This is a genomic window from Caulobacter endophyticus (assembly GCF_029543245.1).
GTDB classification, from domain to species: domain Bacteria; phylum Pseudomonadota; class Alphaproteobacteria; order Caulobacterales; family Caulobacteraceae; genus Caulobacter; species Caulobacter endophyticus_A.
In genome coordinates this window covers 109074-122140 of record NZ_JARQWV010000001.1, presented here as the reverse complement: position 1 = coordinate 122140, position 13067 = coordinate 109074, and the positions used below count along the sequence as shown (strand labels likewise).

At 68.3% G+C, this 13067-nt stretch carries 6 protein-coding genes; 4 read left to right on the top strand and 2 right to left on the bottom strand.

What is annotated here, in order from left to right; all coding sequences use genetic code 11:
* Window positions 1-57: 57 nt before the first annotated feature.
* Complete coding sequence (locus P7A99_RS00515) at window positions 58-2778, bottom strand: TonB-dependent receptor (RefSeq protein WP_277792001.1); 2721 nt, start codon at window positions 2776-2778, stop codon at window positions 58-60.
* Window positions 2779-3010: 232 nt separating this feature from the next.
* On the opposite strand from P7A99_RS00515, the gene P7A99_RS00510 reads away from it, so the two are divergent.
* From P7A99_RS00510 to P7A99_RS00495, 4 genes are all read left to right on the top strand, one after another.
* Window positions 3011-4057 carry a LacI family DNA-binding transcriptional regulator gene (locus tag P7A99_RS00510; RefSeq protein WP_277792000.1) on the top strand — a complete coding sequence of 349 codons (1047 nt, stop codon included), beginning with the start codon at window positions 3011-3013 and terminating at the stop codon, window positions 4055-4057.
* 150 nt (window positions 4058-4207) lie between these two features.
* Window positions 4208-6922 (top strand): TonB-dependent receptor, encoded by a 2715-nt coding sequence (locus tag P7A99_RS00505; RefSeq protein ID WP_277791999.1) that lies wholly within the window; start codon window positions 4208-4210, stop codon window positions 6920-6922.
* Window positions 6923-7030: 108 nt separating this feature from the next.
* The gene (locus P7A99_RS00500) at window positions 7031-8599 is read left to right on the top strand and encodes a glycoside hydrolase family 43 protein (protein ID WP_277791998.1); all 1569 of its coding nucleotides are present in this window, start codon (window positions 7031-7033) and stop codon (window positions 8597-8599) included.
* Window positions 8600-8663: 64 nt separating this feature from the next.
* A complete protein-coding gene (locus tag P7A99_RS00495; RefSeq protein WP_277791997.1) occupies window positions 8664-10178 on the top strand; it encodes a glycoside-pentoside-hexuronide (GPH):cation symporter in 1515 nt (504 codons plus the stop codon).
* Window positions 10179-10190: 12 nt separating this feature from the next.
* Here the strand turns inward: P7A99_RS00495 and P7A99_RS00490 are convergent, their stop codons facing one another.
* A complete protein-coding gene (locus P7A99_RS00490; RefSeq protein WP_277791996.1) occupies window positions 10191-12863 on the bottom strand; it encodes a glycosyl hydrolase in 2673 nt (890 codons plus the stop codon).
* Window positions 12864-13067 lie beyond the last annotated feature (204 nt).

Here is a 13067-nt window from a genome sequence, read left to right as displayed (position 1 = left end):
AACCGAAGCAAACAGCCCGGGTCGCAAGGGGAGGGCGACCCGGGCCTTTGCCGACGCTTAGAAGGCGTACTTCAGCGTCAGCAGGCTCGTGCGCCCCGAGTTGACCACGTCCGAGATGGCCAGGCTGTCCTTACCCACGTGGGACCAGTAGCTGTAGTTCTTGAACAGGTTCGAGACCGAAAGGTCGACGCTGACGCCGTTGCCGAAGTCATAGCCGGCATGCAGGTCGGTGCGCCGGGTCGGACGGGTCCAGTAGTCGAGGCCGGCCACGCGGTTGTAGGCCATGACCGTCTCGCCGGCATAGTTCCAGTTCAGGTCGATCGTGAAATTGCGCCAGGCATAGTTCAGCTTGACGTTGGCCAGCTCGTCCGGCGCGTTCTGCATCCGCTTCTTCTCGCCGTCGCCGATGTCCACTTCGGTCCACTGGCGGGTGTAGTTGGCGCCGGCGCCGAAGCCCGACAGCCAGCCCGGCAGCATGTCGAACTTCTGATAGAGCTGGATCTCCAGGCCCCGGACATAGCCGCCGCCGCCATTTGTCGGCGAGACGATGGTCACGCGGTCGAAGGTCTCGCCGTTGTACTGGGTGCCGCCCGCGGCCTCGCCGCCGTTCACCGTGGTCGAGCCGTTGTCGTACATGTAGTCCGACAGGCGCTTGTAGTAGGCGCCGACCATCGCGTAGCCGCCGATGCTGCTGCGCCATTCGGCCGAGGCGTCGAAGTTCCACGACTTCAGCGTCTTCAGGTCGGGATTGCCGCGCGTGACGGTGATCGAGTTGTCACCCCGCGAGGTCGTCTCGGCCCCGCCCAGCTGTACGAGCGCCGGGCGCATGTAGGACCGGGTGATCGAGGCGCGATAGACCGCCTCGTCAGTCGGGCGGTAGTTGACGAACAGGCTGGGCAGCCACTCGTCGTACTTGGTCGAGTTGGACTCGAAGCGCTTGGCCTTGTCGTCGTTGTTCCAGTAGGTGTTCTCGATCTCGGTGTGCTCGAAGCGCAGGCCCGGAATGACCTCGAAGGCCCCCAGGTCCCACTTGCCGGTCACGTAGGCGGCCGAGACGCTCTCGTCGCCCTTCAGCGTGTTGCAGTTGCGGTAGCAGAGGTCGGCGGCCGCGGCGCTGGCGTTGAAGTTCTGGCGGAACAGTTCGAGCAGCCGGTCGTGGTTCACCTTCGGCGCGCGGATGTCGTAGAGCCCCGGATAGACGGAGTCGAAGTAGCCTGAGACCAGGCCCAGGTCGTTCCACGTCACGCCCGGACGGCCCACGATGTTGGCGAAGTGGTCGTTGGTCCAGTCGTGGCTGCTGACGCGGCGATGGCTGGTGACGAACTTGGCGCCGGCCTTGACGTAGGAGAGGGCGCCGTCGGCCAGGTCATACTGGGCGTCGAAACGGCCGCCGACCTTCTGCTGGTTGGAGAACTGCTCGGTCAGCTGGCCGGCCCGGCGCGCCAGCAGGGCGCTGCCCGAATTGTTGATCAGGTCGCGCTGGGCCTGGGTCAGGAGCGGCATGGGATAGCCGTTCTTGTCGTAGCCGATGAACAGGCCGCTGTAGGGCAGCACCGAGCCGGTGTTGTAGTTGTCCGACTGGTTGTTGCGCACCGAGGCCTCGATGTGGTCGGGCCGGTCGTTGCCGCCGTACGAGTAGAACACCGACGGCGACAGGGTCCAGGCGCCCAGGCGCTTCACGCCGCCCAGGGTCACGGTGCTGAGGTCGGCGTCTTCGGGATTGGTCGTGTACCACATCCGCACCGACGAGTTGGTCAGGTTCAGGTCGTAGAGGCCGGTGGCGGCGTTGAAGACCCGCGCGCGGTTCTGCACGAACTGGTTCAGGGTCGAGTTCTGCTGGGTCTCGGCCACGGCGTAGGAGCCGCGCAGATAGACGTCCAGGCTGTCGTCCGGACGCCAGTCGAGCGAGAAGTTGCCGCCGTAGCGCTTGGTGTAGCCGGTGGAGACGCCGACGTTCAGGCCGGTCAGGGCCAGGTTGGCCTCCTTGTCCATGCCGGCCGGGTTCGTTCCCTCCGCCGAGTTGGTGGCCGAATGCAGATAGGCCCAGCCGCCGTCGTTCTGGGCGTTCATCAGGGCTGCTACCATCGAGTTGGCGAAGGTGCGCTTGTCGTAGAAGGCGCTGACATAGACGCCGAACTGATCGCTGGAGCCGAAGCGCTTGGCGAATTCGCCGCTGACCCCGCCGCCCAGGCCGTCCTCGTCATAGTCGCGGGCGCGGCTCTCGACGCGGCCGGCGACCGACAGCGAGGCGTAGCCGTCGCGGAAGCTGAAGGCCGAGGGCGTGATGAAGTCGATGGTGCCGCCGATGGCGTCGCCGTCCATGTCGGCGGTCGAGTTCTTGTTGACCACGATGGTCTTCAGGCCCGAGGGCGGCAGCAGCGACAGCTGCACCTGGCGCGAATAGGGCATGCCCTGGGCCACGTTGACGCCGTTGATCAGCGCCAGGGTGAATTCCGAATTCATGCCGCGCACGCCCACGAACATGCCTTCGCCGCGCGAGGCGCCGTCGACGCCGCCGAAGAACGAGTTGCCGGTGTTCTGGACGCTGATGCCGGGCAGCAGGGCCAGGGCCTCGGCGACGTTGTGCACGGCGGTGTGCTCCAGGTCGTCGGCCGACATCACGCTGACGGCGTTGTCGCTGGCCATCTGGGTGCGCATGGCGTCGTTGCGGGTGGCGACTACGGTCACCGTGGCCACTTCCGCAGCGTCGGCCGTGGAGGAGGCAGGCGCGTCCTCGGCCAAGGCCTGGCCTGCGCCCAGCAAGGAGATGAGCGCCACCGAGGACGCGAGAAGCTTGGTTTTGAACGATAGCGTTTTCATCGACCACAGGCCCTGAACAGAGGCTGGGATATGCCCCTGATCTCAAGGGACGCAGCCATGGCCGGGGCGCGCCGAAACTTTATGAATACTTCACAAAGCATCCCTTCCGGGGTGGCCATCGGGCCGGCGGCGGTCAGTAGCGCGTGCACTTGGCGCTTGCGCTCATGCGATTTCCCCGCGATGGCGGGATATGAGCCGTGCGCCGGAAAAACCGCAGCGTCGTCGCCTGCAGGGCGTGACCATCGCCGACGTTGCCGCCCGCGCGGGCGTGTCGATCATGACCGTCTCGCGCGTCATCAACGGCGAGGGGCGCGTCAGTGAAGAGACGCGGGCTCGGATCGGCGAGATCATCCGCGAGATGAACTATGCGCCCAGCCCCGCGGCCCGGGGCCTGGCCTCGGCCGCGGTGACGCGGATCGGGCTGCTCTACACCAACCCCAGCGGCGCCTATCTCAGCGAGTTCCTGATCGGCGTCATGGACGAGATCAGCCGCACCGGCGACCATCTGCTGCTGCACCGTTGCGACAGCCCCGAGGCGATCGACGCCGCTGTGGCCAGACTGGCGGAGGAGGGGGTCGACGGCGTGGTGCTGCCGCCGCCGCTGTGCGATTCCGACCGCGCGTTGGACCTGCTGGCCAAGGCCGGCAAGCCGGTGGTGGCCGTGGCCACCGCTCGGCAGGACAAGGGCGTGCTGGCCGTCCGGCTCGACGACTACGCCGCCGCCCGCACCATGACCGAGCACCTGCTGGCTCTGGGGCACCGCCGGATCGCCTTCGTCACCGGCGATGCGGGGCAACTGGCCGCCCAGCGGCGCCTCGCCGGTTTCCGTGACGCCTTGTCCGACGCCGGCCTGTCGCCGCACGCCGTGGCCGAGGGCGACTACTCCTACCGCTCGGGCATCGGCGCGGCGATCGGCCTGCTCGACGCGGACGAGCGTCCGACGGCGATCTTCGCGGCCAATGACGACATGGCCTCGGCCGTGATGTCGATCGCTCATCGCCGGGGGCTGGACGTGCCCGGCGACGTGTCGGTGGTCGGTTTCGACGACAGCCTGCTGGCCACCACCAGCTGGCCCGAGTTGACCACGATCCGCCAGCCGATCGGCGACATGGCCCGCGCGGCCATCGAGCTGTTGCTGGGGCATGTGCGCGCCCGACGGGCCGGGGGCTCGCCGCCGCCCGCCAGCGTCAGCGCCGAGTTCTCGCTGGTCGTGCGCGAGTCCGCCGCGGCGCCTTGAAACCTGCTACCCGAAAATTTCGTCCATCCCGTCGAAGAAACCACTTGCGTTAGCGCTAACGCAGCCGCATGAATGTTAGCGCTAACGCAACGCGCCGTTCAGAGCGCACGAAGGGGAGCGGGGCCGCCAAGGCTCTGCGCGGGAGGAAACATGATCCGGTTCGACCGGCGCGCTCGGCGCGCCTTGATGATGGGCGTCTCGGCCCTGGCCACCTTCAGCGCCGCTGGCGCTTACGCTCGGCAGGCGGCGGAGCCCGAAGCTGCCCTGGAAGAGGTCGTGGTCACGGCCACCAAGCGCGAGACCCAGCTGATGACGACGCCGGTGGCCATCACCGCCGTCACCGCCGCCACCCTGGAGAAGCAGGGCATCACCAGCGCCCTGCAGCTCGACAAGCTGGTGCCCAACCTAAAGGTCCAGGACCAGTCGACCCTGGGCATGGGCGCGCTGCAGATGAGCATGCGCGGCATCGGCAACTCAAACTTCACCGAGCAGGGCGATCCCAACGTCGGCTTCCATGTCGACGGGGTCTACATGTCGCGCCCGCAGGCGGCCTGGAACCTGCTGTTCGACGTCGACCGGGTGGAGGTGCTGCGCGGCCCGCAAGGCACGCTGTTTGGCCGCAACTCGACCGTCGGGGCCATCAACGTCATCGTCTCGCGCCCCAAGCTCGAGGAGTTCAGCGGCAAGGTCGAGGGCCAGTACGGCAACTATGACGACCGCATGATCCGCGGCGCGATCAACATCCCCGTGGGCGACAAGATCGCCCTGCGCGCCACCGCCTTCGCTCAGAAGCGCGACACCTATTACGACCTGCACCTGGACACCCGCAACGGCGCCACGCCGGCCCAGAACCCCTATCTGAACCTGGGCGATCCGGCCTCGAAGTCGAAGGGCGCGGGCAGCGTCGACCACAAGGCCGTGCGCCTGTCGGCCCTGTTCAAGCCGGTCGAGCAAGGCTCGATCCTGCTGACATACGAGAACTACCAGTCCAAGTCGCCGGCCGCCCCGCTGACCGTGCGCGGCCACGAGTACGAGGCCTGGCTGTCGACGCCCAATCTCACCGACATGACCATCGAGTCCCTGAGAGGCGAGGTGAAGTACGAGTTCGCCGGCGCCGTCGAGGCCAAGTACACCTACGGCCATACGGACTATGAGCACGAGATGGTCATCGACCTGGACTCGGGCGTCTCGCGCTACCGGCCATCGACCGCGCCGGGCACCGACCAGCAGTACTTCTGGGACCGTCCGTTCCACACCATCTCGCGCAGCCACGAACTGCAGCTGACCTCCACCTACGACAGCCCCGTGCAGTGGGTGCTCGGCTACTTCAACTTCAAGGAAGACACCGAGCGGAACCTGTGGATCGACCTGCCGCTGGTGGCCGACGGCCTGATCGACTTCTGGCAGCCCAGCCGCGTGGCCAAGTCCGAGGCCTTCTACGGCACGGTGGACTGGGACGTCACCGACCAGCTGAAGCTCAAGCTGGGGGTGCGCAACTCCAAGGACCGCAAGACCGACCACGGCGGCAGCCGCTACGACGCCTTCCCCGGCGACGGCGCCCAGGCCCGTTTCGGCGTGCCGTACTATCTGGTCGCCAACGGCATCTCAGACGCCGACTACCGCTCGGGCAGGAACACCACCTACCAGGGCATCTCGCGCATCACCGGCTTCCCGGCCGCCCCTGGCACGGCCGGCGCCCAGATCGCGGCGATCAACGGCGTCACCGCCGCGCCGTTCGACCGCCTGTTCTTCAACGACCACGAATGGTCCAACACCGACTACAGCCTGACGCTGTCGTACGAGCCGAACGACAAGACCTACCTCTATGGAACCGTCGCCACGGGCTACAAGTCGGGCACCTTCCAGGACACCTACTTCCAGGCCCGTTCGTATCAGGTCTACACGCCGGTGCTCGATCCGGAGAAGCTGACCAGCTACGAGGTCGGCTGGAAGCAGCGCTTCGAGCTGGGCGGCGGCCCGGCCCAGGTGGCCGCGAGCGCCTTCTACATGGACTACAAGGACAAGCAGGAGGCCATCCTGGTCGACTTCGGCGACCAGTTCTGCCCCTACACCTTCGGCGATTTCGACGGCGACGGCTTCGTGGAGAGCTTCGTGCCGGGCCTGGGCGGCGTGCCGATCTTCAGCCAGACGGTGTTCGATCCGGTCACCCTGCGCAACAACCCGACCCAGCAGCAGATCGCCAGCTGCGCCCAGCCGCTGTTCGACACCCCGGCCATGCAGAACATGACCGAGCTGGTGCCGATCAACCTGGCCTCGGCCGGGATCGGCGGGATCGAGGTGGAGTTCAGCTGGGCCCCCACGCCCAACGACCGCTTCAGCGGCTTCGTCACCACCATGCTGGCCAACGAGGTCGAGGACATCGACACCAGCCGTCTGCCGTTCATCCTGACCGACGCCCTGGCCTGCGGCGATCGCCAGGCCGGCTGCGCGCCGATCACGGCGTTGAAGGGCAACAAGCTGCCGTTCGCCCCGAAGCTCACAGCCAACCTGTCCTACAGCCACGACTTCCACCTGGCCTCGGGGGCGACGATCACGCCCTGGGCCCAGGTGAACTATTCCAGCAGCTACTTCCTCTCGCTGTGGAACGTCGACTGCTACGCCTCGATCGCGGCCGGCGGCGGCCAGGTCTGCAACAACGGCGACAAGCAGAAGGCCTACGCCACGGTCGACCTGTCGCTGCGCTACGCCCCCGGCGACAAGAAATGGTACGCCGAGGCCTACGGCACGAACGTGACCGGCGAGACCTACGCGACGTTCAATCGCCGCAACGGCAACGACTTCGTCACCGGCTACGCCTTCAACGCGCCCGCCTTCTACGGCGTCCGGGCCGGCGTCTATTTCTGATCGACCTTCCTACCGCCGGCCTGTCGCGGGCCGGCGGCCTTCCCAAGGCGGCCGCGCGCGTCGCGGCCGCCTCTTTTTTCCAGATTTTCCGAAAGCACCGCATTCGCCATGACCAGCGAACTGGCCCTGCGCGGCTTCAATCCCGACCCCAGCATCGTGCGGGTCGGCGACGACTACTACACCGCCACCTCGACCTTCGAGTGGTTCCCGGGCGTGCAGATCTTCCACTCGCGCGACCTGAAGTCCTGGCGCCTGGTCGCTCGGCCGCTGAACCGGCCCGATCTTCTCGATATGCGCGGCGTTCCCGACAGCTGCGGGGTGTGGGCGCCGTGCCTGTCCTACGCCGACGGCAGGTTCTGGCTGGTCTACACCGTCGTCACGCGGTTCGACGGGGTGTTCAAGGACACCCACAACTACGTCACCACCTGCGAGACGGTCGACGGCGACTGGAGCCCGCGCGTCTATCTGAACAGCAGCGGCTTCGACCCCTCGCTGTTCCACGACGAGGACGGCCGCAAGTGGCTGCTCAACATGGTCTGGGACCACCGGCCCGACCGCACTTCGTTCGGCGGCGTGCTGCTCCAGGAATACGATCCCGCCGCGGAGAATCTTGTCGGTCCCATCCGCAACATCTTCGCCGGCAGCGCCCTGGGCCTGACCGAAGGTCCGCACCTCTACCGCCGCGACGGCTGGTATCACCTGATGGTCGCCGAGGGCGGCACCGGCTACGATCACGCCGTCACCATGGCGCGCTCGCACGAGATCGGTGGCCCCTACGCGGTCGACCCGCGCGGTCCGATGATCTCGGCGCGCCTGGACGCCGACGCGGCGCTGCAACGCCTGGGTCACGGCAGCCTGACGACCGCGCCGGACGGATCGCCCGTGGTCATGCACCTGTGCAGCCGTCCGATCCCTGGACTGCGCCGCAGTCCCATGGGCCGCGAGAGCGCGCTCACCCGCTGCGCCTGGAGCGACGACGGCTGGCTGCGCGCGGTCGGGGGAGAGGCGAGGGCGCCCAAGGCCCGGGGCGAGCGAAAGGCCTACGCCTTCTTGGCGGACCGGCCGCTGGATCCGGACTTCCAATGGCTGCGCACGCCTGACCCCGACGAGGTGTTTTCGCTGACCGAGCGCCCAGGCTTTCTGCGGCTGCGGGGGCGTGAGGCTCTCGGCGGCCTGTTCAGCCAGGCCCTGGTGGCGCGCCGCCAGACCGAGTTCGTCTACGTCGCTGAAACAAGCCTGGCGTTCGAGCCCGACAGCTTCCAGCAGATGGCGGGCCTGGTCGCCTACTACAACGGTCACAAGCACCACTATCTCTACGTCTCGTGGGACGAGGTGGCGGGCAAGCACCTGGGCCTGATGTCCTGCGCCGGCGACCTGTCGCTGACCAACACCTTCCCGCTGGAGGGCGCGCGGGTCCCGCTGCCGCGGCACCAGCCCGTCCGCCTGAAGGTCGAGGTCGATCACGAGCGCCTGGTCTTCAGCTGGGCGCTGGAGGACGGTCCCTGGCATCGCATCGGGCCCGAGCTCGACACCTCGGTTCTGTCGGACGAGGCCGGCAAGGGCGAGGGGGCCAACTTCACCGGCGCCTTCGTGGGCATGTGCGCCCAGGACCTGACCGGCCGCCGGGCGCCCGCCGATTTCGCGGGCTTTGACTACCAGACCTTCGACGAGACTTGAGCCGGGCCGCTTGGATCGGCCATAGCGAATGAAACCGGCCGAGAGCGCCGGACGGGGAGGGACGATGAGCCAGGCAGGCGCCGCCGGGAGCGGCCGGTTGTCGCTGGTCGAGAAGCTGGGCTACGGCCTGGGCGACGCGGCCAGCAATCTCGTCTTCCAGACGATCGTCAACTTCATCGCCTTCTACTACACCGACGTCGTGGGCCTGGCGCCGGCCCTGGTCGGGACCCTGTTCCTGGTCGTGCGGGTGTTCGACGCCGTGCTGGATCCGGTGATGGGCGCGGTGGCCGATCGCACGCGCAGCCGCTGGGGTCAGTTCCGGCCCTGGCTGGTCTGGCTGGCCCTGCCGTTCGGCGCCTCGGCGGTGCTGACCTTCGCCACGCCGAACCTGGGCGAGCCCGGCACGGCGATCTACTGCTTCGTCGCCTATACGGTGCTGATGATCTTCTACACGGGGGTGAACATCCCCTATGGCGCCATGGCTGCAGCCATGACCGACGATCCGGCCGAGCGCACCTCGCTGCAATCCTGGCGCTTCGCCCTGGCCATGGTCGGCAATATGATCGTCTCGGGCGCGACCCTGCCGCTGATCGAGCTGTTCGGTCACGGCGATCGCGCCAAGGGCTATCTCTGGACCATGGTCGTCTTCGCGGTGCTGGCCGTGGTCATGCTGCTGGCCTGTTTCGCCACGACGCGGGAGCAAGCCAGACCCGTTGCGGCTGCGCAAGGCGGCTCGCTGGCCGGCGACCTGAAGGCGCTTTGGGCCAACGACCAATGGCGGGTGCTTGCGATGGTCAACTTCGTGCTGCTGATCGCCGTGGTCATGCGCGGGACAGCGGCGCTGTACTTCGTGCGCTACGTGCTGCGCGAGCCCGATCTGTCGACCGCATACCTTACCCTGGGCACCCTGGGCGGCGTGATCGGAAGTCTGTTCGCGGGCAATCTGCACGGCGCGCCGAAGCCCAGGGAACTGCTGCTGATGGCGGTCGCCCACGGCGGGCTGCTGGCCGTCCTGGGCGTCGCGGGCCTGATTCCGGTCGACCTGATGGCGCCGGCGACGGCTGCGGTGGCCGGAGGCTATGTCCTGGCCAAGCTGTCGGGAGCCTGGCTTGACCGGGTGCGGGCCTTCGGCGTGCTGATGGTGCTGCAGGCGGCGGCCCAGGTGGCGCTGTTCTTCACAGGCGGCGCCGGCGTCGCCGTCAGCGCGGGGGTCTTCGTGCTGGTGATGCTGCTGAACCAGGCGGCGGTGCCGGTGCTCTGGGCCCTGATGTCCGACAGCGTCGACTACGGTCACTGGAAGACCGGCCGCCGGATCACGGGCTTGAACTTCTCGACCATCCTGTTCGCTCTGAAGATGGGCGTAGCGGTCGGCGGCGCCTTGGCGGCCTGGCTGCTGGGCTGGTACGGCTACGTGGCCAACGCCGTCCAGACCCAGCACGCGATGCACGGCATCGCCGTGGTCTTCGGGCTGGGTCCAGCGGCGGCTTGCCTGTTGATCGCCGTGATCAGCGGGGCCGTGAGGCTGACCATGGCAAGAATGCAGCAGGTCCGCCTGGACCTGCTCAAGGCCCGCGGCTAGCGGGGCCAGGGGTCAGTCGCACGCGCGTTCCTCCAGCGTCGGCGCTGCGAGCAGGCCGGACGGCTGGACCGCGATGCGATCCTGGTCCTGCATCTTGAAGCGTTCTCCGTAGCGCGCGTTGAGCAGCTTGAAGTCTGCGGGCGCGCGGCCGGCCAGCAGGTTCAGATTGGTGTTGCCGACCGCCACCTCGATCAGGTTGTCGCCGGGCTTCAGCGACCGGCCAAGGTCGATCCGGTAGGGCGGAGCCCAGACGGCGCCGATCCGGGCCCCGTTGACGCTGACCACGGCCGCCTCTCGCACCGGTGCGGCCAGCGCCGCCTGCGGTCGTGCGCCCTTGGGGGGCGTCGTCTGCACACCTGCGCCGAAGTCGAGGGTGAGGCAGCGGCCGCTTTCCTGCGGCTCCAGCCGTAATCCGCGTCGATAGACCCCGACCCCGGAGAAGTGAGCGAGCGCCGGCTCGTCGGTCCACGACGACAGCGTCGCGAGCGGGCGCGGCGCGTGGCCGTCGATCGCCAGGCTCCAGCCATCGCCCAGCGCCCGCCTCGTCGAGGTTAGGGAGGGGGCTGGGATGGCTCCCGTCGCATCCGGGGCGAAAACCAGGAACCGGCTTTCATACGGGGCCAGATCGACCAGGATGTGATCACGGTTGCCCGCCGGGCCCCGGCGAGCGGTCATCGGATCCCACCACTCGCCGCGCGCATGGGCGGTCTCGAAGCGCGCCTCAACCTTGATCGGGCGGTTGCCCGTATTGACCAGGAAATAGAGATCGCGCCCGTCCACGCTCCGACGGACGAAGCCGAGCTCCGGCGTCGGCGCAGCCAGGCTCAGGTCAGGCGGCAGGACCTTGTGCAGCGCCGTGCCGACGTCATTCTCCGCCACGATCGACACCGAACGGTTGCTTGCAAGCCGCCTGGCCAGGGCGGCGGCCGTCTTGCGCTCGCCGTGGTCGAGCCGCCCGCCAGCCGTGGCCGGCAGATGGCCTAGGGCCACCACGCGGCCGCCCCTGGCGATCCAGGCCGAGATCGCCGCATAGGCCTTGGCGTCGATCCGGGTCATCGGCGGCAGCACCAGGACGCGGTGCTTCAGCCTGCCGGCCTTGACCGCCTCGGCGTCGATGAAGTCGAAGCCGTAACCGGCGTCCAGCACGCGGGCGACCAGGCCCTCGGGCAGTCGATGCGGCATGGCCTCGTTGGCCGAGGTCCTGGCCGGCGTCATGGCCGCGAAGGCGTCTTCGATCGGCAGGTAGATGGCGACCCGGTCGCCGGGCTGGCCCTGGCGCAGCAGGTGCGAGGCGCGCTGCAGGTAGCGGCTGACCTCCGGCATGGCGCCGTACCACGGATTGCGGTCGCTCAGCGCGGCGGCGGCGTAGAACGCCTGGCCCGGCGCGCCGGCCTCAGGCGGGCTGTAGGGCCAGCCGTGCCCGACCAGCTGGTTCACCCCCTGCAGGAAGTGGCGGTCGGCCTCCATCTTCATGTCGAGGGGCGTGGCCGCCCAGGACGGCGAATGCAGCCAGGTCCAGACCTCGGACGAGACCACCGGCCGGGCGTAGAGATGCGCCGCCGAGGTCGCCCAGCGCGTTGACGTGAAGCCGCGCCAGTTGTCGCCCTCGCCCTCGGGCAGGGCGACCAGGGCGTTGCTCGACAGGGTAGGCGCGGGGAAGCCGTAGATCTGGCCGCGGAAGCGCGTCCCGCGTCGCTTGGCCCAGGCGTCTACGGGCGCGAGGTAACGCTCGTCCACCAACTCCGACAGGGTGCGCGCCCAGTCGTAGCGGATCTCCGCGTAGCCGTCGGTCTCGAGGAACAGGGCCGGCAGATGATCCAGCAGGTCGTAGCCGCGCCGCTTGCGGAACTCGGCCGCGAAGTCGCCGGTCCAACTGGCGCCGTAGGCCTCGAGGCTGTCGGAGAAAACCGCGTCGGGCGGGGGCAGGCCGTCGAAGGCCTCCATCAGCCGGTCGCCCACCTTGGCTAGATGATTGTCGACGGCGGCGCGATCCAGGTGGTCGATCACATAGCCCTCGGCCCCGATAGCCGCGCGCTTGACCTGCTGCCCCGTCCGTCCGGCGATGAACACCAGGGCCTCGCGTGGCGCGGGGACGGACTGGATGCCGACCCTTGATCCAGAAGCCGGGAGGCGAGGCCAGGCGGCGGCGTCCGTGCCCGGCTCGCCGACCCGCACGTCGAGCCAGGTCTCGCCGGGGCCGAGGGCGGGCAGCACGATCTCGGTCGCGCCGGCGGGCACGGCCAGCTTGCGCATGCGGACGTCAGACGAGGCGTGGTCGATGGCGACGTGCGGGCCGCCGAACGGCCAGCCGCTGCCCAGGGTGACGTCGAAGCGCAGGCCTTCGGTCCGCGCCGTCCGCGCCGCATGGCGTAGGGCGGCCTGGAAGCTGTCGGAAAGATAAGGGGTGTTGGCGGCCGCGCCGTCAGGAGCCAGGGGATAGACGGGCTGAACCTCCACACCGCCGATCCCGCCGGCCTTCATCGCCGCCAGTTCGCGATCCAGTTCAGCCTCCGACACCGCCGGACCGAACCACCACCAGCGCATCATCGGGCGGGCGTCGGCCGGCGGCGTGACGAATCCGCTCCAGAGCGGGTCCTGCCCGGCGGATGCAGGCAGGGCCGCCAAGGCGCCGATCATCACCGCAGACGCCCCTAGCAGGCGCGCACGAATGGACGCAGCCGTCATGCGCGATCTCATCGGGCCATCCCACGCGCGCCCGACAGGCGCCCATGCGGATACGAAAGCGCGAGCGCCATGACCGTCCTCCCAATATGCGGATATTTATCTTATTAATTGGATGGTCGCGGGCGTCGGCCGTTTTGTCAAAAGCTTAGGCGTGAGGATGGACCGGGAAGACACGCTGCCCGGCCCGCCGCTCTGATCGTCGAT